Origin of the sequence: Microbacterium ulmi (assembly GCF_011759705.1) — a bacterium.
Lineage (GTDB): Bacteria > Actinomycetota > Actinomycetes > Actinomycetales > Microbacteriaceae > Microbacterium > Microbacterium ulmi.
The window spans coordinates 1,724,566-1,746,398 of record NZ_JAAOZF010000001.1 but is presented as its reverse complement, the minus strand read 5'-3'; the positions used below and the strand labels follow the sequence as shown (position 1 = coordinate 1,746,398).

Sequence of the window (21,833 nt, the reverse complement as noted above, 5' to 3'; positions counted from 1 at the left end):
CAGCGTAGCCGGGACGATCATTCGGCCCGCGCCCTGCCCGCCCGCCGCGCGGCCGGGTCGACGCGCCGGGCGGTCCGAACCGGGCAGGATGGCGCGACGGGACAGGAGCCGGCGCTCCCCCAACCGCGCGCAGCGCGATCGACGCGCCGAACACCAGGCAGCCCGCTTACGCGAGGAAGCCGCGGAGCAGGGCCTCCGACCCGGCCAGGTGGTCGAGCACAGCCGCCTCAGCGGCATCCGCCCGCCCCGCGAGGATCGCGGTCACGAGCTGCTCGTGCTGCGTGTTCGAGTGCTCGATGTTGCGCGGCAGAAGCGGGAACGTGTCGAGCCACGCGTTGACGCGCGCGCGGTTCTCGGCGAGGAGGGCGACGAGCGACGGGATGCGGGCGAGCTCGGCGATCGTGAGATGCAGGAGCGTGTCGGCGCGACGGTAGCCCTCCGCGTCCGCCTCGCACGCAGCCTCGTGCCGGAGCCACAGCTCCTCGCGCACCTCGGGCGACAGCGTGCGCCCCGCCGCCGCCCGCGCCGCACCCGCCTCGAGCACGCGGCGCAGGCCGAGGACGTCGTCGAGCTCGACCGCCGGCACGACCCCCGGGTCGGCGGGACGCGGGAGCGGATCAGCGACGAACGTGCCTCCGTACCGGCCGCGGCGGCGCACGAGGTACCCCGTGTCGGCGAGCTCTCGGATCGCCTCGCGCACGGTGTCGCGGCTCACGGCGTACAGCACGGCGAGCTCGCGCTCGGCGGGGAGCGACTCCCCCGGGCCGACGACGCCGAGCCGGATCGTCTGCACGAGGCGCGCGACGGTGTCCTCGAGGGCGTTCCCCTCGCGCACCGGCCGGTAGACGACCCTGCGCACTTCGGGCAGCGGCTCGACCGTCATGACATCCCGCCGTTTCCCGCCGTGCGGCCTCCGCAAGCTCGGAGGATGCGCCGAACGTCGGAGGGATGCGCGCAGATCGTCCGCATCCGGAGCGATTCTCCGACTCTCGGAGTGTGCCTATCGTGGACGAGGGTGCCGCGCGGCGCCGCGTGCGGCATCCTCCCGCGGCACTCACGTCGAATCGCGCTCATGGCCTCTGCTCCTAGAGCGGCGTGACGTACGCGCTCGTGATGCCGCCATCGACGACGAACGTCGACGCTGTGATGAACGACGCGTCGTCCGACGCGAGGAACGCGACGGCCGCCGCGAGCTCGTCGGCCTCGGCGAAGCGGCCCATCGGCACGTGCACGAGCCGGCGCTGCGCACGCTCGGGATCCTTCGCGAAGAGCTCCTGCAGCAGCGGGGTGTTCACCGGCCCGGGGCAGAGGGCGTTCACGCGGATGCCCTGCCGTGCGAACTGCACGCCCAGTTCACGGGTCATCGCGAGCACGCCGCCTTTCGAGGCCGTGTACGAGATCTGCGACGTCGCAGAGCCCAGCAGGGCGACGAACGACGCCGTGTTGATGATCGAGCCGCGCCCCTGCGGCACCATGTGCCGGAGGGCGGCGCGCGAGCACAGGTACACGCTCTTCAGGTTGACGTCCTGCACGCGGTCCCACGCGGGCAGCTCGGTCGTCTCGATCGAGTCGTCGTCGGCGGGCGAGATGCCGGCGTTGTTGAACGCGATGTCGAGGCGCCCGAACTGGTCGAAGACGCCGTCGAACAGCTCGTCGACGAGCGTCTCGTCGGCCACGTCGACACGCCGGAACACTCCGCCGACCTCGGATGCCGCGGCCTCCCCCGTCGTAGGGTCCACGTCCGCGATCACGACCGTGGCGCCCTCCGCGGCGAACCGGTGCGCCGTCGCGAGACCGATTCCGGAGGCTCCGCCGGTGATGATCGCGACGCGGTCCTCGAGTCGCTGTGTCAGGTCCATGTCAGTGACCCCAACCTCTCTGTCGTTCGTGCCTTACATGGGCCGAACAGGCGCTGCGCGTGTCCGGTCCGCCTGGGACACGGGTGTTCTGAAGCGTGCGAAGGAGCATGGATCCGGGCATCACGCGTCCGTCGCGAAGAAGACGTTCTTGGTCTCGGTGAAGTGCTCCGCGGCATCCGGACCCAGCTCGCGGCCGAGGCCGGATGCCTTCATCCCGCCGAAGGGCGTCCAGTACCGGACCGACGCATGGGAGTTGACCGAGAGGACCCCGCTCTCGACCGCTCGCGCGACACGCACGGCGCGGCCGAGGTTCTCTGTCCACAGCGACCCCGCGAGACCGTAGATCGTGTCGTTCGCGAGGCGGATCGCATCGGCCTCGTCGTCGAACGGGAGCACGGCGACGACGGGTCCGAACACCTCTTCGCGCGCGATCCGATCCGCCGGAGAGGCCAGCACGACGGCTGGCGCGAGCCAGAACCCGTCACCCGTGGGCGCCGAGCCCCGGAACGCGATGTCGACGCCATCGAGGAAGCCCTCGACCGACGAGCGGTGGGCCGAGGAGATGAGCGGGCCCATCTCGGTGGTCTCGAGGGCGGGGTCTCCCACCCGCCATGCGGCGACGGCGGGCTCGAGCAGCTCGAGGAACCGGTCGTATACGGAACGCTGCACGAGGATGCGGCTGCGCGCGCAGCAGTCCTGCCCTGCGTTGTCGAACACGGCGCCGGGAGCCGTCGCGGCGGCCTTCTCGAGGTCGCCGTCGGCGAAGACGATGTTGGCGCTCTTGCCGCCGAGCTCGAGCGTCACGGGCTTGAGCCCGCGAGCGCAGCCGGCGGCGACCTCGACCCCGACGTCGGTCGACCCCGTGAACACGACCTTGCGCACGTCCGGGTGCGACACGAACCGCTGCCCGACGACCGAGCCCGAGCCCGTGACCACCTGGAAGAGCCCCTCCGGGAGCCCCGCGAGCAGGGCGAGCTCGCCCAGGCGCACGGCGGTGAGCGGCGTGAGCTCTGCGGGCTTGAGCACGACGGCGTTGCCCGCCGCGAGCGCCGGCGCGAAGCCCCACGACGCGATCGTCATGGGGAAGTTCCACGGCACGATGACGCCGACGACGCCGTAGGGCTCGTGGAACGTGACGTCGATACCGCCCGCGACCGGGATCTGCCGACCGCTCAGCCTCTCGGGCGCCCCCGCGTAGTAGTCGAGCACCTGCGCGACGTGGGACGCCTCCCACCGTGCCGACCCAATCGGGTGGCCCGAGTTGCGCACTTCGAGCTGTGCGAGCTCCTCGGCGTGCTCCCGGACGGTCCGGGCGAACGCTCGCAGTGCGTCCGCGCGTGCGAGTGGCGGGAGCGCGGCCCATGACACCTGCGCGCGCACGGCGCGGGCGATCGCGGCATCCGTCTCGTCGACCGTCGCGCGTGGCATCTCGCGGAACGCCTCGCCCGTCGCGGGGTTCACGAGCGTGAACGTGCTCATGACGCCCGCTCCCCGCGCATGCGCGAAGCGGAATACGTCGCCGCCTCCGCGACGATGCCCTCGAACAGCCGCTTGTCGTCCGCGTTCTCCTCGGGATGCCACTGCACGCCGACGAGATACGAGTCGCCGTCCGACTCGAACGCCTGCACGAGCCCGTCGTCGGTCTGCGCCGTCGCGACGAGCCCGTCCCCGAGCCGGTCGACGCCCTGGTGGTGGTAGCTGTGCACGTCGAACTCCCCTGCCCCGAGCAGGCCTGCGAGGGCGGTCCCTGCGGCGATCTCGACGGTGTTGGTCGCGAAGACGCCGCCTCCGAGGCGATACCGCTCCGTGCCGAGAGCCTCGGGGAGGTGCTGGTGCAGCGTGCCTCCGCGCGCGACGTTGACCAGCTGCAGCCCGCGGCAGATCGCGAGCACGGGCATCCGTCGCCGCTCCGCGCCGCGGAACAGGGCCAGCTCCCACTCGTCGCGGTCGGGGCGTGCCGGATCGGTGAGAGGATGCCGCTGCGCGCCGTACAGCTCGGGCTGCACGTCGAGGCCGCCCGTGAGGATGAGGCCGTCGAGGCCGTCGAGCACGGCTTCCGCCGTCTGGTCAGGGGACGGCTGCGGCGGCAGCAGCACCGCGATGCCCCCGGCATCCGTCACCGATGTGAAGTACTGCTGCGGCAGGAACGCGGCGCGCACGTCCCACACCCCCTGCCTGGCCTGCTCGAGGTACGTCGTGAGGCCGATGACGGGCCTGCGCGGCCCCTCCCCGGGATCGGACGCCAGGGGCCGGGCGGCCGCGGCTCCCGCATCCGCCCTCATCCGATCAGAGCCGTTCGAAGCCACGCACCCGCTCCCAGTCGGTCACGGCGGCGTCGTAGGCCTCGACCTCGATGCGCGCCTGGTTCAGATAGTGCTCGACCATCTCGTCGCCGAACGTCTCCCGGGCGATCGCCGACTCCGAGAACAGGCGTGCGGCATCCCGGAGCGTCGTCGGAAGGTGCTCGACGCCGGCCATGTACGCGTTGCCCGCGAGCGGCTCCGGAAGCTCGAGCTCGTGCTCGACGCCGTAGAGGCCGCCCGCGATGATCGCGGCGATGCCGAGGTAGGGGTTGACGTCACCCCCCGGCACGCGGTTCTCGACGCGCAGCGACGAGCCGTGCCCCACGACGCGCAGGGCGCACGTGCGGTTGTCGACGCCCCACGCCACGCCCGTCGGGGCGAAGGACCCGAGCGCGTACCGCTTGTACGAGTTGATGTTGGGTGCATAGAGGAGCGTGAACTCGCGCAGCGTCGCGAGGATGCCGGCGATCCAATGCCCCATGAGCGGGCTGAAGCCGTGCGGCCCCGTGCCGGCCATGGTCGGCTCGCCCGACTCCGACCGCACCGAGAGGTGGATGTGGCAGCTGTTGCCCTCGCGCTCGTTGAACTTCGCCATGAAGGTCAGCGACTTGCCGTGCTGGTCGGCGATCTCCTTCGCGCCGTTCTTGTAGATCGCGTGCTGATCCGCCGTCTCGAGCACCTCCGCATAGCGGAAGGCGATCTCCTGCTGGCCGAGGTTGCACTCCCCCTTGACGCCTTCGCAATAGAAGCCCGCGCCTTCCATCCCGAGCCGGATGTCGCGCAGCAGCGGTTCGAGGCGCGTCGAGGCGAGCAGGTTGTAGTCGACGTTGTAGTCGGTCGACGCCCGGAGTGCCCGATACCCCTTGGCCCAGGCATCCCGGAACGAGTCGTCGAAGACGATGAACTCGAGCTCGGTGCCCGAGAAGGCAACGAGTCCGCGCTCCGCGAGGCGCGCGGTCTGACGCTTGAGGATCTCTCGCGGCGACTGGACGACGGGAGCGCCGCCCTCCCATGCGAGGTCTGCGATGACGAGCGCCGTGCCGGGGAGCCAGGGGATGCGCCGGAGCGTCGACGTGTCGGGGAGCAGGAGCATGTCGCCGTAGCCCGTCTCCCAGCTGGACATCGCGTAGCCGTCGACCGTGTTCATATCGACGTCGACCGAGAGGAGGTAGTTGCAGGCCTCGGCGCCGTGCGCGAGCACCTCCTCCTGGAAGAGCCGCGCCGACACGCGCTTGCCCACGAGCCGGCCCTGCGCGTCGGCGAAGGCGACGATGACGGTGTCGATCTCGCGCGCGGCGATCGCTGCCGCCAGCTCCGAGACGCTGAGGTTTCCCGGCATTCGCGTTCCTCTCTTGTCGGACGACCGACCTTTGGGCGCCATCGCGCTCGGACATCGCCCCTAACTGTAACGAGGAAGTTCGATCCAAAGGTAGACACGACGTACCAATAGGGATCACAATCGTGCGCATGGTGCGGCCGACGGACCGTGCCCCGCATCGCCGAACCCCCCGGAGACCGCATGTCTGAGACCAAGAGCACCACGTCCGGCGTCACCTACACCCCCGCAGGGGAAGGCTACTTCGAGAAACGCAGGCTGCGCCGCAGCGCCGGCGTGTGGGGGCTCTGGGGACTCGGCGTCGCAGCCGTGATCTCCGGCGACTTCTCCGGATGGAACGTCGGCCTGTCGACGACGGGCTGGGGCGGCGCGCTCATCGGCACGGTGCTCATCACGGTCATGTTCTTCACGATGATCTTCTCGATCGGCGAGATGTCGGCCGCGATGCCGCACACCGGCGGCGCCTACTCGTTCGCACGCGCCGCTCTCGGCCCATGGGGCGGGTTCCTGACCGGCTTCGCCGAGACGATCGAGTACGTCGTGACGACGGCCGTCGTGGTGTGGTTCTCCGGCGTGTACGCCGACTCCGCCCTCACGCTGCTCATCGGCGGCGACCCGGATGCCGGGACCCTGCCCCCGTGGGTCTGGTGGCTGATCCTCTATGTGGTCTTCATCGGGCTCAACTCGCTCGGTGCGTCGATCGGCTTCCGCTTCGCGATCGTCGTCTCGATCATCTCGCTGGGAGTGATCGCGTTCTTCGCGATCGGCGCGATCTCGACGGGCTCCGTCGACTTCAGCAGGCTGCTCGACATCGAGCCGGCCGAGGGCGGCACGCCGTTCCTGCCGTTCGGCGGCATCGGCATCCTCTTCGCTCTGCCGTTCGCGATCTGGTTCTTCCTCGGCATCGAGGAGCTCCCGCTGGCGGCCGAGGAGGCGCAGAACCCGACGAAGGACATCCCCAAGGCGGGGCTCTGGGGCGTCATCACCCTGACCATCACGGGCCTGCTCGTGCTCTTCCTCAACCCGGCCGTCACCGGCACGGCGGCGATCACGGTGTCGCCCGGCGACGGCGACGAGCCCCTGCTGGCGGGCTTTCGCGCGTTCCTCCCCGACAGCGTCGCGGCGATCCTCGCGATCTTCGCCCTCATCGGCCTGCTCGCATCGCTCCAGGGCATCATGTTCGCCTACGGCCGCAACATGTACTCGCTGTCGCGAGCGGGCTACTACCCGAAGTTCCTCTCGCTCACGGGCAAGACGCATCAGACCCCGTGGGTCGCACTCCTCGTCGGCGGCGTCATCGGGTATCTCGTGCTGCTGCTCGTGCTCATCGTGATCCCCGCGATCGACCCGGATGCCGCGAGCACGGCGTCGGGCGTCATCCTGTTCATCGCGGTGTTCGGCGCCGTCGTGTCGTACATGAGCCAGATGCTGTCGTTCATCCTGCTGCGCCGGAGGTTCCCGGACGCCAAGCGCCCGTACCGCAGCCCCACGGGCATCGCCGGCGCGGCGGTCGCGTTCCTCCTCGCGCTCGGCGCGATGCTCGGCATCATCTTCAACTCCGCGTTCCAGACGGCGGTCGTGACGTTCCTGATCGCGTTCGCGCTCGGCATCCTGCTCTTCGCCCTCGTCGGCCGCAAGCGCCTCGTGCTCTCACCCGAGGAGGAGTACGCCCTGTCGGGCGGCCACCACGGCGACCCCCAGGCCGAGGGCTACGACGCGATGGAGGGCGAGCTCTTCGGCGACACGACGAAGTCGTAGCACCGGGCTCGGGGGAGCCAGGGGGCCGGTTCGGGGGAGCCGGCCCCCTTCGTCGTGCGGGGGACGGATGCCGCGGCCTGCGGGCCCGCGACGGCCCAGGTCAGTAGAGCAGGATCTGCTTCGACACGGCCGAGGCGACTCCGCCGATCTCGACCGACAGGTGGTACGAGGCGCCGCCCCCCGGCGCGCGCGGACGGTCGGCGCTGTCGCACGTCGAGACGTTCGAGCGCGTCCGGTCCCACGTGAGTGGTGCCGCGCTCGAGACGGACTGGCCGGCTGCGAGGGTCACGACCATGTCGACGGGTTCGGCCTGGCAGTCGGTCGACCGCCACCAGACGTCGCTGCCGCTGGAGATCGTGAACGTCTGGCTCGTCGTGCCGACGTTGATCGTGCAGTCCTTCGCACCCTGGTTCGTCAGCCGGATCGACAGCTGGGGGTTCTGGCCCGAACGGTAGGTGTCCTGGTCGGTGACGGCCTCGACGACGACGTCGGCCGCGACGCACGGCTTCGCCGCGGCGGCATCCTCCGGCGGCGGCTCGGCGGCGGTGTCCGTCGCATCGCTCGCGGCGGGGTCGGCGGGATCCGCCGAGGACGAGTCGGTCGGGACGGGTGTGTCGGTCGGGCCCGGCGTTCCGAGCGTCGTCGACGAGGACTCGGCGGGGCCCTGCCGCGGCGCGGCATCCGCCTCCCCTCGCCACGGCTGAGCGACGACGACCCACACGATGCCCGCGGCGATCACGAGCACCGCGACCAGCGCGACGAGCCGACGGCGGCGATACACCGCCGGCGAGTGACGCTTCCGCCGGACCTGACCGCTCATGCCTCCAGCGTACGTCGGGCGGCGCGCCCGACCCCGGGCGGCACGCCCCGAGGAGGCCCTCGCGGATCAGAGGCGCTTGAGCATGCGCGTGTTGCCGAGCGTGTTCGGCTTCACGTGCGCGAGATCGAGGAACTCCGCGACGCCCTCGTCGGGGCTGCGGATCAGCTGCGAGTAGACGTCGGGATCGACGACCTGCTCGCCGATCGGCGCGAACCCGCGACGCGTGAAGAAGTCCACCTCGAACGTCAGGCAGAACAGACGCGTGAGCCCGAGAGCGCGCGCGTTCTCCTCGAGGCCCTCGACGATGGCACGTCCGACGCCGTGGTGGAGCCACTCGTCGGCGACGATGAGCGTGCGGACCTCGCCGAGGTCGTCCCAGATGACGTGCAGCGCCCCGCAGCCGATGAGGCGGCCATCGGCATCCTCCGCCACGAGGAACTGCTGCACGGCCTCGTACAGCACGACGATGTCCTTGCCGAGGAGGATCCGGCGCTGCACGTACGGATCGAGCATCGCGAGGATGCCGCGCACGTCGGCCGTCCTGGCCGGACGCACGACGAAGGGTTGCGCAGCGCTCATCCCCACAGCCTATTTCCCGTCGAGGAGCGGATTCGGCATCGGAATCGGGTGTTCCGTAACCGGCCCGCAACAGGAGTGCACCAGTCTTGTGTCATGTCGATCAAAGTCGCGCTCGAACACTACACGGGCTACGAGTTCGCGCGACCCGTCTCGGTGGCCCCGCACGTCGTGCGCCTGCGGCCCGCTCCGCACTCGCGCACCCCCATCGAGGCGTACTCGCTCGACGTGAGCCCCCAGAACCACTTCATCAACTGGCAGCAGGATCCGTTCGGCAACTGGCTCGCACGCATCGTGTTCCCCGAGAAGGTGAGCAAGCTCGAGATCACGGTCGGCCTCGTCGCCGACATGATGGTCATCAACCCCCTCGACTTCTTCATCGAGGAGTACGCGGAGCGGTTCCCCTTCGCCTACGAGCCGGAGCTCGCCGCCGACCTCGCGCCGTACCTGCGAAGCGTGTCCGACAGCCGGCACACGGCCGAGTGGAGATCCGCCCTGCCGCCCCTTCCCGCGGAGGGCGTGCCCACGGTCAGCTTCCTCGCGGGGCTGAACTCCGCCGTCTACCGGGACGTCGCGTACGACATCCGGATGGAGCCGGGCGTGCAGACGCCCGACGAGACGCTCGCGCGAGGCATCGGATCGTGCCGCGACAGCGCATGGCTGCTCGTGAGCCTGCTGCGCCAGTACGGGCTCGCCGCACGATTCGTCTCGGGCTACCTCGTCCAGCTCGCCTCCGACCAGAAGTCGCTCGACGGTCCGAGCGGCCCCGAGGCCGACTTCACCGACCTGCACGCGTGGGCCGAGGTCTTCGTCCCGGGTGCAGGGTGGGTCGGGCTCGACCCGACGAGCGCCCTGTTCGCGGGCGAAGGGCACATCCCCCTGAGCGCGACTCCGCATCCCTCGAGCGCCGCGCCCATCACGGGCGCGACCGAGCCCGTCGACGTGACGTTCTCGTTCCACAACGAAGTGCGCCGCATCCACGAGGATCCGCGCACGACGAAGCCCTACACGCCGCAGCAGTGGCAGCGCATCGACGCGCTCGGCGAGGCCGTGGACGAGCGTCTGCGCCGCGGCGACGTGCGCCTGACCGTCGGCGGCGAGCCGACGTTCGTCGCGCTCGACGACGCGACGAGCCCCCAGTGGAACACGGATGCCGACGGCCCCGAGAAGCGCGAGCTCGCGAACGTGCTCGCCGACCACCTCCGCCAGACCTACGCGCGGGGCGGCGTCGTGCACCGCGGCCAGGGGAAGTGGTACCCCGGCGAGCCCCTCCCTCGGTGGAACATCGCGCTGCAGTGGCGCGCCGACGGCAAGGCCCTCTGGCAGGATCCGTCGCTGTTCGCCGACCCGTGGGGCAGCGTGACCTACGCCGGCGCACCTGTGCATGCGGAGTCGCTCGCGCGACGCGTCGCCGAGCTGCTGGGCCTGCCCGCCGGGCAGCTGCTCCCGGCGTTCGAAGATCCGCTCGCGGCGATCGCGGCGGAGCTGCGCACGCCCGAGGGCCAGAAGCCGGATGCCGAGCCCGACGCCGAGGACGTCTCCGAGCTCGACAGGGCCGTCGACGAGCCCACCGGATGGGTGCTGCCGCTCACGACGGGCGGCCAGTGGACGAGTCCCGCATGGAGGTTCCGCCGCGGGCGCCTCGTCCTGATCCCGGGAACGAGCGCCGTCGGCCTGCGCCTGCCGCTCGACGCGATCGCGTGGACCGATCCCGAGTGGGCCGGCGAGCCGTCGTACCTCGAGGCGGGGCCGCCGATAGCGGTCTCGATCCCCTCCGTCGAGATCGTCGACCCCGAGGGCGCTCCGACGACCGCGGTCACGTTCGAGGCGCGCGACGGCCACGTGTTCGTCTTCCTCCCGCCGACGCAGGAACTCGAGGACTATGCGGACCTGCTCCACGTCATCGAGCGCGCGGCGGCCGACACCGGCATCCGTCTCGTCCTCGAGGGGTACGCCCCGCCCCCCGACCCGCGCCTCACGCAGCTCGTCGTGACGCCGGACCCCGGCGTCATCGAGGTCAACGTGCAGCCGACGTCGTCGTGGGCCGACCAGCGCGACCTGACGTTCACGCTGTACGAGCAGGCCCGCCAGGCACGGCTCTCGACCGAGAAGTTCGACCTCGACGGCACCCACACAGGCACCGGCGGCGGCAACCACATCACGCTCGGCGGCGCCCAGCCGATCGACTCCCCGCTGCTTCGCCGCCCCGACCTGCTCGCGAGCCTCGTGACGTACTGGCAGCGGCATCCCTCGCTCTCGTACCTGTTCTCGGGCCGCTTCATCGGACCGACGAGCCAGGCTCCGCGGTTCGACGAGGGACGCCCCGAGGCGGTGTACGAGATGGAGATCGCGCTGCAGGAGATCCGCCGGCTCACGGCGAGCGCCGTCGCCGACGGGGACGTCGAGGAGGCGGCGGCGCCGAGCCCGTGGATCGTCGACCGGGCGCTGCGGCACCTGCTGACCGACCTCACGGGCAACACGCACCGCGCCGAGTTCTGCATCGACAAGCTCTACAGCCCCGACTCGAGCCGTGGCCGGCTGGGCCTGCTGGAGCTGCGCGGCTTCGAGATGCCGCCGCATCCCGAGCTCGCGCTCGTGCAGGCCCTGCTCGTGCGCAGCCTCGTCGCGATGTTCTGGGAGAAGCCGCTCACGGCGCCGCTCATCCGGTGGGGCACGCAGCTGCACGAGGACTTCCTTCTGCCGCAGGGGGCCGTCCGCGACATCTACGAGGTCGTCGCCGACCTGCGGGCGCACGGGATCGCGTTCGAGGAGACGTGGCTGGACTCGTTCACGGAGTTCCGCTTCCCGCGGATCGGGATGACGCGCATCTCCGCGACGCCGGGGTCGACCGTCACGCGTCCCGACGGCGGCTGGACGGGCTTCGCCTCGAGCGCGGGCGGCGACCTCATCGAGCTGGAGCTGCGCCAGGCGATCGAGCCGTGGCACGTGCTCGGCGAGGAGGCGACGGCGGGCGGCACGGCGCGGTACGTCGACTCGTCGGTCGAACGGGTGCAGGTCAAGGTGCACGGCATCGACCCCGAGCGGCACCTCGTCGCGTGCAACGGCGTCGAGGTCCCCCTCACGTCGACGGGCCACCTCGGCGAGTACTACGCGGGCGTACGGTACCGCGCGTGGCAGCCGTGGTCGGCGCTGCACCCGTCGATCGAGGTGCACGCGCCGCTCACGTTCGAGATCGTCGACATCGCGTCCGACGCGAGCCTGGGCGGTGCGACGTACCACGTCGTCCACCCCGGGGGCCGGGCGTACGAGCATCCCCCCGTCAACGCCAACGAGGCCGAGGCCCGGCGCTCGGGACGCTTCGAGCAGCGAGGCCACACGCCCGGCGCCTTCGACGTCGCGGCCGCACGCGCGGCGGGGCGTCGCGCGGCGAGCGTCGACTACCCCCGTACGCTCGACCTCAGGAGGGTTCCGCAGGCGTGACGGTGCTCCGCGACTACGCGACGGCGGTGTCTCAGGCGACACTGCCGCTCATCGCGCCCACGGGGCTCGAGGGCGGACTGGCGCTGGCCTCCGTGACGCGCTACGACGAGGTCGTCGCCCCCGACGGCGCGCTGCGGCCCGCATGGAAGGCGATGGCATCCGTCGCCCTCGCCCTCACCCCCGAAGAGCTGCACCGCGTCGAGGGCGAGATCACGCGCTTCCTCGCCGACGACGGCGTCACCTATGTCACACCGGGCGCGGGGCCGCAGCCGTGGCAGCTCGACCCCGTCCCGCTCGTCATCGACGCGGCGACGTGGGCGCGGCTCGAAGTCGGCCTCGCCCAGCGCGCCGAGCTGCTCAACGCCCTGATGGTCGACTTGTACGGCGCACAGTCGCTCTTGTCGTCCGGCGTCGTGCCCGCGGCATCCGTCTTCGGGCATGCGGGCTTCGCCCGGCCTGTCGCGCGCACGAGCGCGTTCGACCGGCAGCCTCTCCTGCTCTCGGGCACGGATCTCGGCCGGGATGCCGACGGGGAGTGGCGCGTGCTCGCCGACCGCGTGCAGGCGCCGTCGGGCCTCGGGTTCGCGATGCAGAACCGCCGCGTCATCTCGCAGGTGCTGCCCGAGCTGTACCAGGAGAGCGATCTGCACCGCATGGAGCCGTACTACGCGGCGCTGCGCGCTGCGCTCATCGGCTCGGCGCCCGAAGAGCTCGACGAGCCCCGGATCGTCGTGCTCTCGCCGGGAACGCACTCCGAGACCGCGTTCGACCAGGCCTTCCTCGCCAACGCCCTCGGCTTCCCGCTCGTGCAGGGCAGCGACCTGGTCGTGCGCGACGGCTGGGTGTGGATGAAGCCGGCCGGCTGGCCGGCAGCCGTCCCGACGGAGCGCATCGACGTCATCGTCCGCCGCGTCGACGCGGACTTCTGCGACCCGCTCGAGCTGCGCGCCGACTCCCGGCTCGGCGTCGCGGGCCTCGCCGAGGCCGTCCGCCGAGGTCGCGTGCGGCTCGTCAACGGGCTGGGCGCAGGCGTCCTCGAGAACCCGGCGCTGCTGCCGTTCATGCCCGCCGTCTGCGAGCGCCTCCTCGGCGAGCAGCTGCGGCTTCCGAGCGTCCCGACGTGGTGGTGCGGCGACGCCGACGACCGGGCGTTCGTCCTGGCCCGCATCGCCGCCGGAGACGACGCCCTCATCGTGCGGCCCATCGACCAGCCTCGCGCCTCCGTCGCGGGTCTTGCCCCCGACGAGCTCGTGGCACGCATCCTCGCGGCGCCGCACCGCTTCGTTGGGCAGGACCTCCTGCCGCTCTCGCAGGCGCCCGTGTGGGGTCGCGGCGGGCGCGCCGACGCGCGGCCCGTCGTCTTCCGCGCGTTCACGCTGCGCTACCGGTCGGCGTACCGGCCTCTCATCGGCGGGCTCGCGACGGTGCGCGAGGATCCGGATGCGGCACCGACGACGAAGGACGTGTGGGTGCTGAAGTCCGCCGAGACGGATGCCGATCAGGGCCTCGCCGAGATCGCGCCGCTGACGGTCGGCCGCACGGTCCCGACCCTCGCGCCCCGCACGCTCGAGGACATGTTCTGGGCGGGACGCTACGCCGAACGCGCGGAGGATCTGCTGCGGCTCCTGCTCACGACGCAGGCGCAGCTCGATCAGCTCGGCGGCCACCCTTCATCGACGGGCGACGAGAACACGCGCGTCATGATGGGCGCGCTGCGGCGGCTCGCGGGGGCGCGCTGGGTGGATCCCGACGACGAGTTCCGCTCGCTCCTGCTCGACAGCGACCGGTCGGGTGGGGCGGCTCACTCGATCGCGCGCCTGCGCGACTCGTTCGAAGGTGTGCGCGATCAGCTCTCGGGCGACACGTGGCGCGTGTTCTCCAGCATCGACCGCGCCCGCAAGGCGCTCGTGTCGTCGTCGCGTGCGCATCGGACGGCGGAGTCGGGCGGGCGCATGCTCACGGCGATCCTGTCCCTGCACGGCATCACGGCGAGCATGATGCGGGATGCCGGCTGGCACATGATCGAAGCGGGACGCTGGCTCGAGCGGGGGCTTCAGATCTGCCATCTCCTGGCCGCCACGACCATCGAGCGACGGGCGTACCGCACGGATCGCGACGTGCTCGAGACGCTCCTGACCGCCGCCGAGAGCGTCGTGACCCACCGTCGTCGCTACCGGGGGTCGGTGCGCACGGCCGACGCGCTCGAGCTGCTGCTGCTCGATCGCGACAATCCGCGCTCCCTCGCCTTCGCCCTCGGCGAGCTGCGCGGCCACCTCGCCGCGCTGCCCGCGTCGACGGGCTCGACGCGCCCCGAGCGGCTTCTCGAACACCTCGAGACGGCGCTCGCGTCGACCGACGTCTTCGGCATGACGGCGACGAGCGAGATCCGTCGCGCGGGACTCGAACAGTTCCTCGCCGACATGATCGCCCAGCTCGAACAGCTCGGCGAGGCCATCGACAACCTGCACTTCGAGGTCGGTCCGCCGCCCATCCCGATGTCCGCCCTCTCCCTCGTGGAAGAGATCGGGGCGAGCGCATGAGATACCGCGTCTCCCACAGCACGACCTACGCGTACAGCGGCAAGGTGCAGGACAGCGTCGGCCTGTTCCACCTCATCCCGCGCGACCTGCCGTGGCAGCGGGTGCTCACCAGCGACGTCGCCGTCACTCCTCTTCCCGGCGACGTCAATCGCGACGTCGACTACTTCGGCAACTCGGTCACCTACTTCCACGTCACCGACCCGCATGGAAAGCTCGTCATCCGGTCCACGAGCGAGGTCGTCGCCGAGAAGCCCGTGTATGACGAGAGCGCTCTCGGTGCGCCGTGGGAGGAGTCCCGGCCCCTGCTGAACGCCGGCGCGCCCGGCGCGTGGCGCGCGACGGAGTACGCGCTCGAGTCTTCCCGCGCGTCTCACCTGGCCGCGGCGACGGAGTATGCCGCGGCATCCTTCGCCCCCGGACGCCCCCTCGGCGAGGCCGTCACCGACCTCATGCACCGCATCCACGCGGACTTCACGTACGACAGCACCGCGACGACCGTCACGAGCACCGTGGCCGAGGTCATGGCCAAGCGTGCGGGCGTCTGCCAGGACTTCGCGCATCTCGCGCTCGCGTGCCTGCGCGGCCACGGCATCGCGGCTCGCTATGTGAGCGGGTACCTCGCGACGCAGCCTCCGCCCGGCAAGGAGCGGGTCGTCGGCGCAGACGCATCGCACGCCTGGGTCGCCGTGTGGATGCCGGGGTCGGGCGAATGGCTCGCGATCGACCCGACGAACAACCAGTGGGCGAACGATCGCTACGTCACGGTCGCGTGGGGCCGCGACTACGGCGACGTCTCGCCCGTCAAGGGCATCATCTTCACGAAGGCGAAGAAGTCGACGCTGCGCGTGTCGGTCGACGTCGCCCCTGTGGAGGACGCTCCCGCGGCGTAGCAGCCCGGGTCGGCTCTCCGGCCCCCGCTACCGGAGTTCGGCGCCGGACCGCCTCCGCCGGTTCCGATCGCCGGTTCCGATCGCCGGATCCGACGTCGGAGCCTCCGCCGTCTCGCTCGCGGAGATCGCCCTCCGCGGCCGGCCGCCGATCGGCGACGAGGCGACCCGTTCGGGCGCACGCGTCGCCGCGCCGTGCCCGACACCGATCTCACGCCCCGAGCAGTCGGGCGCTGACGGCGAGCGCGAGGCGGCGAGGGACGATGCCCGCGAGCTTCGCGTTCACTCGGTTGAGCACGCCCCCGACGATGCTCGGCGGCGGGTTCCTCCGCTCGAGCGCCCCGAACGTGGCGGCCACCACCTGCTCGGCTGTCTGGACGCTGCCGACGATCGCCTCGGTCCCCATGACGTCGAAGAACTCCGTGCGCGTCGCACCGGGGCAGACCGCGAGCACCGCGACGCCCGTGCCGCGCACCTCGTACGAGACGGCCTCCGTGAAGCTCAGGACGAACGCCTTCGTCGCCCCGTACACCGCCATCGACGGGCACGGCTGGAACGCCGCATTGCTCGCGATGTTGACGAGCGTGCCGCGACCGGCCGCGAGCAGATCGGGAAGGAACGCGCGGGTGATCGCGACGACGGCTCCGACGTTGACGCGCACCATCTCGTCGAGCCGCGCGGCATCCGCCGCCGCGAGCGCCCCCTTCATGCCGAAGCCGGCGTTGTTGACGACGTGGTCGACGCGGATGCCGCGCTCGGCGAGCTCCGCACGCAGGCGTGCCGCGGCATCCGGCTCCCCCACGTCGAGTCCGACGACCTGCGCCCCGACGCCGTGGGCTGCATGCAGCCGCTCCGCGAGCGCGTCGAGCCGATCCGTGCGGCGGGCGACGAGCACGAGGTCGGTGCCGCGTCGAGCGAACTGCTCCGCGTACTCGGCGCCGAGACCCGCGCTCGCCCCTGTGATGAGTGCCGTCGTGCCCCGGTAGTCGATCGTCATGCGTCCAGAGTAGACAGCGCCCGCGCGTGTGATTGGCTGGACGTGTGAAGGCCTACCGCTGCCGCATCTGCGGGAACCCGCTCTACTTCGAGAACTCGGTGTGCGTGTCGTGCGGCACGGGCGTCGGCTACTCGCGCGGCGAGCGCGACATCGTGCCCGTCGACGCCCGGGGCGTGTACGTCGACGCGGAGGGCTGGATCTGGCACGTGTGCCGCAACCTCGGCCTCTCGGGCTGCACGTGGCTCGCGCCTCTCGAGGGCGGACAGTGCTCGAGCTGCGATCTCACGCGCACGCGCCCGCACGACGCGGACGTGCAGGGCCTCGCGAACTTCCCTCTCGCCGAGCGCGCGAAGCGCCAGCTCGTCGCAGAGCTCGACGCCCTCGGGTTCCCCGTGGTGGGCAAGGCTCAGGATGCCGCGAACGGCCTCGCGTTCGACCTCCTGTCGAGCTCGTCCCAGCAGGTCATGATCGCGCACGCCGACGGCGTCGTGACGATCGACCTCGCCGAGGGCGACGACTCGCACCGCGAGCGTGTGCGCAGCACGCTCGCCGAGCCCTACCGCACGATGCTCGGCCACTTCCGGCACGAGATCGGACACTACTACGAGTGGCAGCTCGTCGAGCGCGCCGCCGATCCCGCCGTGCTCGCACAGTGCCGCGCCCTGTTCGGCGACGAGACGGCCGACTACGCGTCCGCTGTCCAGCGGCACTACGACGAGGGGCCGCCGCGGGGGTGGGCTCAGACGTACATCTCGTCGTACGCGACGATGCACCCCTACGAGGACTTCGCCGAGACGTGGGCGCACTACCTGCACATCTGCGACACGATCGAGACCGCCGTCTCGTACGGGCTCGTCCCGCCCGCCGACCTCGTCGGCCGTGCACGGTTCCGGGATCTCGTCACCCAGGTGTGGGTGCCGCTGTCGACGGCGCTCAATCTCGTCAACAGGTCGATGGGCAAGGACGACCTCTACCCGTTCGTGCTCGCCGACCCTGTGCTGGACAAGCTCGACTTCGTCGCATCGCTGCGCCCGCCGGCGCTCCCCTGACTCCTGCCCCTGGGTCTCGCCCGCGTCCCTCGGTCCGCGTCCGCACCCCCACCCGGCCCCGGCGTCACGACGGCCCAGGCCCGAAACGGAACGGGCCCCGAAACGAGAGCGGAGGAGAGCGGATGCCGGTCGGCATCCACTCTCCTCCGTCCGAGGCTCCTAAGCGCCGGCCGCGAGGTCGGGCGTCGCCGTGATCTCGCCGCCCGAGACGACTCCGACGGCGACCTTCTCGCCGCGCGGGGCGGTCTCGAAGAGGAACTCGCCGTTCTCCGAGTCGACCTTGACGTGGTCGCCCGCGTTGAGCTCGCCGTGCAGGATCTTCTCGGAGAGGCGATCCTCGACCTCGCGCTGCATCGCGCGACGCAGCGGCCGCGCGCCGAGCGCCGGGTCGAAGCCGATCTCGATGAGACGCTCCTTCGCGGACTGCGACAGCTCGATCGTCATGTCGCGGTCGAGCAGGCGGTCGCCGAGGCGCTTCGTGAACAGGTCGACGATCTGGATCAGCTCGGGCTTCGACAGCTGCGGGAAGACGATGATGTCGTCGACGCGGTTGAGGAACTCGGGCTTGAAGTGGCGCTTGAGCTCTTCGTTGACCTTGCCCTTCATGCGGTCGTAGCTCGTCGCATTGTCACCCTCGACCTGGAACCCCACGGGGCCGCCGGCGATGTCGCGCGCGCCGAGGTTGGTCGTCATGATGATGACGGTGTTCTTGAAGTCGACGACGCGACCCTGCCCGTCGGTCAGACGTCCCTCCTCGAGGATCTGCAGGAGCGAGTTGAAGATGTCGGGGTGAGCCTTCTCGATCTCGTCGAAGAGCACGACCGAGAACGGCTTGCGGCGCACCTTCTCGGTGAGCTGGCCGCCCTCCTCGAATCCGACGAATCCCGGGGGGGCGCCGAACAGCCGCGAGACGGTGTGCTTCTCGCCGAACTCCGACATGTCGAGCGAGATCAGTGCCGCCTCGTCGTCGAACAGGAACTCGGCGAGGGCCTTCGCGAGCTCGGTCTTTCCGACGCCCGTGGGGCCGGCGAAGATGAACGAGCCCGACGGGCGCTTGGGGTCCTTGAGGCCCGCGCGCTGACGGCGGATCGTCTTCGAGAGGGCGGCGATCGCCTCCTCCTGGCCGATGACGCGCTGATGCAGCGCCTTCTCCATGAAGACGAGCCGGCTGGACTCCTCCTCCGTGAGCTTGAAGACCGGGATGCCGGTGGCCTGCGCGAGCACCTCGGCGATCAGGCCCTCGTCGACGACCGCGTGGGTTGCGACATCCCCGCTCTTCCACTGACGCTCGAGGCGCAGACGCTCAGCGAGCAGCGACTTCTCCTCGTCGCGCAGCGACGCGGCCTTCTCGAAGTCCTGGTCTTCGCTCGCGCGCTCCTTGTCCTCGCGGACCTTCGCGATCTTCTCGTCGAACTCGCGCAGCTCGGGCGGGCTCGACAGGATCGACAGGCGCAGGCGGGCGCCGGCCTCGTCGATCAGGTCGATGGCCTTGTCGGGGAGGAACCGATCGGAGATGTAGCGGTCCGCGAGGTTCGCCGCCGCGACGATCGCGCCGTCCGTGATCTGCACCTTGTGGTGCGCCTCGTAGCGGTCGCGCAGGCCCTTCAGGATGTTGATGGCGTGCGGCAGGCTCGGCTCGGCGACCTGGATCGGCTGGAAGCGGCGCTCGAGCGCGGCATCCTTCTCGAAGTGCTTGCGGTACTCGTCGAGAGTCGTCGCACCGATCGTCTGCAGCTCGCCGCGGGCGAGCAGGGGCTTCAGGATGGATGCCGCGTCGATCGCGCCCTCGGCTGCGCCGGCGCCGACGAGGGTGTGGATCTCATCGATGAAGACGATGATGTCGCCGCGCGTGCGGATCTCCTTCGTGACCTTCTTGAGCCGCTCTTCGAAGTCGCCGCGGTAGCGGGACCCGGCGATGAGCGAGCCGAGGTCGAGCGAGTACAGCTGCTTGTCCTTGAGCGTCTCGGGCACGTCGCCCTTGACGATCGCCTGAGCGAGCCCTTCGACGACAGCGGTCTTGCCGACACCCGGCTCACCGATCAGGACGGGGTTGTTCTTGGAGCGGCGAGAGAGGATCTGCATGACCCGCTCGATCTCCTTCTCGCGCCCGATGACGGGGTCGAGCTTGTTCTCGCGTGCCGCCTGTGTGAGGTTGCGTCCGAACTGGTCGAGCACCTGCGAACCTCCCTGTGCACCCTGCTGCGCCTGATCGTGCGCGGCACCGGAGACGGCGGCGGGCTCCTTGCCCTGGTAGCCGGAGAGGAGCTGGATGACCTGCTGGCGCACCTTGTTGAGGTCGGCGCCGAGCTTGACGAGCACCTGCGCGGCGACGCCCTCGCCTTCGCGGATGAGGCCCAGGAGGATGTGCTCCGTGCCGATGTAGTTGTGGCCCAGCTGCAGCGCTTCGCGCAGGCTCAGCTCGAGGACCTTCTTGGCGCGCGGCGTGAAGGGGATGTGACCGGTCGGCTGCTGCTGGCCCTGGCCGATGATGTCCTGCACCTGCTCGCGCACGGCGTCGAGCGAGATGCCCAGCGACTCGAGCGCCTTCGCGGCGACGCCCTCGCCCTCGTGGATGAGGCCCAGCAGGATGTGCTCCGTGCCGATGTAGTTGTGGTTGAGCATCTTCGCCTCTTCTTGGGCGAGGACGACCACTCGACGGGCGCGATCCGTGAATCTCTCGAACATGTCGACTCCTCCGGGCGCACTTCGGGCGCCTGTAAAGAGGGTAACGAGACGACGGATGCCGCAAGCCCGTGTTCGCCGTGGGCGTGACGGCAGGACGGGGACGCGTCTCTCCGAGCTCGTCGGCGTCTCGATCGTCAACCTCTCGGTGCTCAAGAACGACCGCGCCCGCGCAATCCGCCACTCGATCCTCTCGGCGATCTGCCGCGTGCTCGATTGCGAGGTCGGCGACCTGCTCGTGCGCGCCGACGCCTGAGCCGCGCGGCTACGAGTCGGTGTCGTCGATCTCGCGACGCATGAGATAGCGCACGTCGCGGTCGAGACCGTCGATCTTCATCGACATCGCGTCGAACCGGCGATCGACCTGCTCGAACCGGCGATCGACCTGCTCGAATCGCTGATCGACCTGCTCGAACCGCTGATCGACCTGCTCGAACCGGCGATCGACCTCGGCGAAGCGCCGGTCGACGTTCTCGAAGCGCAGCGCCATCTCGGTGCGGAGACTTCCGACCTCGACGCGCACGACGCGCATGATCGCCGCGGTCTGCACGCCGATCACCGCGAAGATCGTCGTGGAGAACACGCCCATCAGGATCCATACCTGAGGTTCGGTCACGAGGCTCACCCTTTCATTGTGGGGGACAGGGGGTGGGCACGGAAGTGAGGATACGGATGGGCTCTGACGTGGCGGGTCCACGCCGACACCGGGGACGGCGCCACACAGAGGAGGGGGATGCCGCGGCTCCGGCATCCCCCTCCCTGCGCTGCTGCTCAGCCGCGGATCGGCACTCGCACGTTGTCGAACTCGGGGGTTCCCACCAGGACGGCGAACGCGTCGTCCTGGGTCTCGAGGCCGGACACGAATGCGATCGCGGCGCGCGGCGCCATGTCCATCGTGCAGATCTGGTCGGCGGCCGGGGTCTTGTACGTCACGGTGACCTCGGCGGCGCCCGACGCTACGACCTCCTCGATCACGGGAGCGCAGGAGGACGACCCCCAGGTGAGGATGACGAACTCGCCCTCGGCGCCCGTCCAGCCTGCGCTCGGCAGGTAGTCGGTCGAGTCGCCCGGTGTGCCCGTGAGGGTGTCGGAGCCCGCGAGCACGCCCTGGCCCTCGATCGCGCCCGTCGTCACGATCGTGACGTCAGAGGTGAGGTCGATCGACTCGGGAGTCGCGACGAGGGTCACGCGCGGCGCGAAGTCGGCCGTGCATGCCTGCGCCTCGGGGTTCACGAGGTCCACGGTGATCGTCTGGCCCTCGATCGAGACGTCTCCCGCCTGCGGGACGCATGTCGAGCTCCCCTGCGTGACGATGCCGATCGCCCGGCCGTCGTCGAGCCATGCGGCGGCCACGTCGCCGGGAACCCCCGGCTCCCCCGTCGCGCCCGGTCCGACGGTGATCATCGACTCCGGTCCGCCGGCGGACGGGGTCGCGCAGCCCACCAGGAGAAAAGCGGATGCGGCGAGCGCGCCGATCCCGGCGAGCAGAGCGGAGGTGCGTCGAGCCATGAGTTCCCTTTCGTCGTGCGGGATGGCGCAGCATCCCTCGTCTGAACAGTGTCGCGAATCGCCCGATCGTCTCAGA

Annotated in this window: 17 protein-coding genes; 6 read left to right on the top strand and 11 right to left on the bottom strand. The window is 70.7% G+C overall.

Annotated elements, in window-relative coordinates:
- Positions 1-166: 166 nt before the first annotated feature.
- The 5 genes from FHS08_RS08315 to FHS08_RS08295 all read right to left on the bottom strand — a co-directional run bounded on the left by FHS08_RS08315 (position 167) and on the right by FHS08_RS08295 (position 5,501).
- On the bottom strand, positions 167-883 hold the full coding sequence (locus FHS08_RS08315) for a FadR/GntR family transcriptional regulator (protein WP_167037870.1): 717 nt from the start codon (positions 881-883) through the stop codon (positions 167-169).
- Positions 884-1,085: 202 nt separating this feature from the next.
- Positions 1,086-1,859, bottom strand: a complete 774-nt coding sequence (locus tag FHS08_RS08310) for a 3-oxoacyl-ACP reductase (protein WP_167037867.1) — start codon at positions 1,857-1,859, stop codon at positions 1,086-1,088.
- A 120-nt stretch (positions 1,860-1,979) separates the two neighbouring features.
- Positions 1,980-3,338 carry an aldehyde dehydrogenase family protein gene (locus tag FHS08_RS08305; RefSeq protein ID WP_167037864.1) on the bottom strand — a complete coding sequence of 453 codons (1,359 nt, stop codon included), beginning with the start codon at positions 3,336-3,338 and terminating at the stop codon, positions 1,980-1,982.
- Entirely contained in the window at positions 3,335-4,165 is an 831-nt protein-coding gene (locus tag FHS08_RS08300) for a gamma-glutamyl-gamma-aminobutyrate hydrolase family protein (protein ID WP_424960792.1), read from the bottom strand. Before FHS08_RS08300 ends, FHS08_RS08305 begins: the two co-directional genes overlap by 4 nt.
- Positions 4,146-5,501, bottom strand: a complete 1,356-nt coding sequence (locus FHS08_RS08295; protein ID WP_167037861.1) for a glutamine synthetase family protein — start codon at positions 5,499-5,501, stop codon at positions 4,146-4,148. Before FHS08_RS08295 ends, FHS08_RS08300 begins: the two co-directional genes overlap by 20 nt.
- A 180-nt stretch (positions 5,502-5,681) precedes the next feature.
- On the opposite strand from FHS08_RS08295, the gene FHS08_RS08290 reads away from it, so the two are divergent.
- Complete coding sequence (locus tag FHS08_RS08290; RefSeq protein ID WP_167037858.1) at positions 5,682-7,256, top strand: amino acid permease; 1,575 nt, start codon at positions 5,682-5,684, stop codon at positions 7,254-7,256.
- Between the two features lie 100 nt (positions 7,257-7,356).
- Here FHS08_RS08290 and FHS08_RS08285 read toward each other — a convergent pair whose 3' ends face one another.
- Both FHS08_RS08285 and FHS08_RS08280 read right to left on the bottom strand, forming a co-directional pair.
- Positions 7,357-8,076, bottom strand: coding sequence for a hypothetical protein (locus tag FHS08_RS08285; RefSeq protein ID WP_167037855.1), 720 nt, complete (start codon positions 8,074-8,076; stop codon positions 7,357-7,359).
- 66 nt (positions 8,077-8,142) lie between these two features.
- Positions 8,143-8,655: an amino-acid N-acetyltransferase gene (locus FHS08_RS08280; protein WP_167037852.1), complete on the bottom strand. Its 513-nt coding sequence runs from the start codon at positions 8,653-8,655 to the stop codon at positions 8,143-8,145.
- A gap of 93 nt (positions 8,656-8,748) precedes the next feature.
- Here FHS08_RS08280 and FHS08_RS08275 point away from each other — a divergent pair, with 93 nt between their 5' ends.
- The 3 genes from FHS08_RS08275 to FHS08_RS08265 are packed head-to-tail and all read left to right on the top strand — an operon-like array spanning position 8,749 to position 15,523.
- Positions 8,749-12,093 (top strand): transglutaminase family protein, encoded by a 3,345-nt coding sequence (locus FHS08_RS08275; RefSeq protein ID WP_167037849.1) that lies wholly within the window; start codon positions 8,749-8,751, stop codon positions 12,091-12,093.
- A complete protein-coding gene (locus FHS08_RS08270) occupies positions 12,090-14,633 on the top strand; it encodes a circularly permuted type 2 ATP-grasp protein (protein WP_167037846.1) in 2,544 nt (847 codons plus the stop codon). Before FHS08_RS08275 ends, FHS08_RS08270 begins: the two co-directional genes overlap by 4 nt.
- Positions 14,630-15,523 carry a transglutaminase family protein gene (locus FHS08_RS08265; protein ID WP_167037843.1) on the top strand — a complete coding sequence of 298 codons (894 nt, stop codon included), beginning with the start codon at positions 14,630-14,632 and terminating at the stop codon, positions 15,521-15,523. The genes FHS08_RS08270 and FHS08_RS08265 overlap by 4 nt, the downstream gene beginning before the upstream one ends.
- Before the next feature lie 208 nt (positions 15,524-15,731).
- On the opposite strand, the gene FHS08_RS08260 is transcribed toward FHS08_RS08265, so the two are convergent.
- Positions 15,732-16,517, bottom strand: a complete 786-nt coding sequence (locus FHS08_RS08260) for an SDR family NAD(P)-dependent oxidoreductase (RefSeq protein ID WP_167037840.1) — start codon at positions 16,515-16,517, stop codon at positions 15,732-15,734.
- Between the two features lie 44 nt (positions 16,518-16,561).
- Here FHS08_RS08260 and FHS08_RS08255 point away from each other — a divergent pair, with 44 nt between their 5' ends.
- Positions 16,562-17,566 (top strand): putative zinc-binding metallopeptidase, encoded by a 1,005-nt coding sequence (locus FHS08_RS08255; protein WP_167037837.1) that lies wholly within the window; start codon positions 16,562-16,564, stop codon positions 17,564-17,566.
- A gap of 159 nt (positions 17,567-17,725) precedes the next feature.
- Here the strand turns inward: FHS08_RS08255 and FHS08_RS08250 are convergent, their stop codons facing one another.
- Positions 17,726-20,251: an ATP-dependent Clp protease ATP-binding subunit gene (locus tag FHS08_RS08250; protein WP_167037834.1), complete on the bottom strand. Its 2,526-nt coding sequence runs from the start codon at positions 20,249-20,251 to the stop codon at positions 17,726-17,728.
- Between the two features lie 55 nt (positions 20,252-20,306).
- Between FHS08_RS08250 and FHS08_RS08245 the strand changes: the two genes are divergently transcribed.
- On the top strand, positions 20,307-20,504 hold the full coding sequence (locus FHS08_RS08245) for a helix-turn-helix domain-containing protein (RefSeq protein ID WP_167037831.1): 198 nt from the start codon (positions 20,307-20,309) through the stop codon (positions 20,502-20,504).
- 9 nt (positions 20,505-20,513) lie between these two features.
- On the opposite strand, the gene FHS08_RS08240 is transcribed toward FHS08_RS08245, so the two are convergent.
- A complete protein-coding gene (locus FHS08_RS08240) occupies positions 20,514-20,864 on the bottom strand; it encodes a hypothetical protein (protein ID WP_167034304.1) in 351 nt (116 codons plus the stop codon).
- A 155-nt stretch (positions 20,865-21,019) separates the two neighbouring features.
- Positions 21,020-21,757 carry a hypothetical protein gene (locus FHS08_RS08235; protein WP_167037828.1) on the bottom strand — a complete coding sequence of 246 codons (738 nt, stop codon included), beginning with the start codon at positions 21,755-21,757 and terminating at the stop codon, positions 21,020-21,022.
- Positions 21,758-21,833 lie beyond the last annotated feature (76 nt).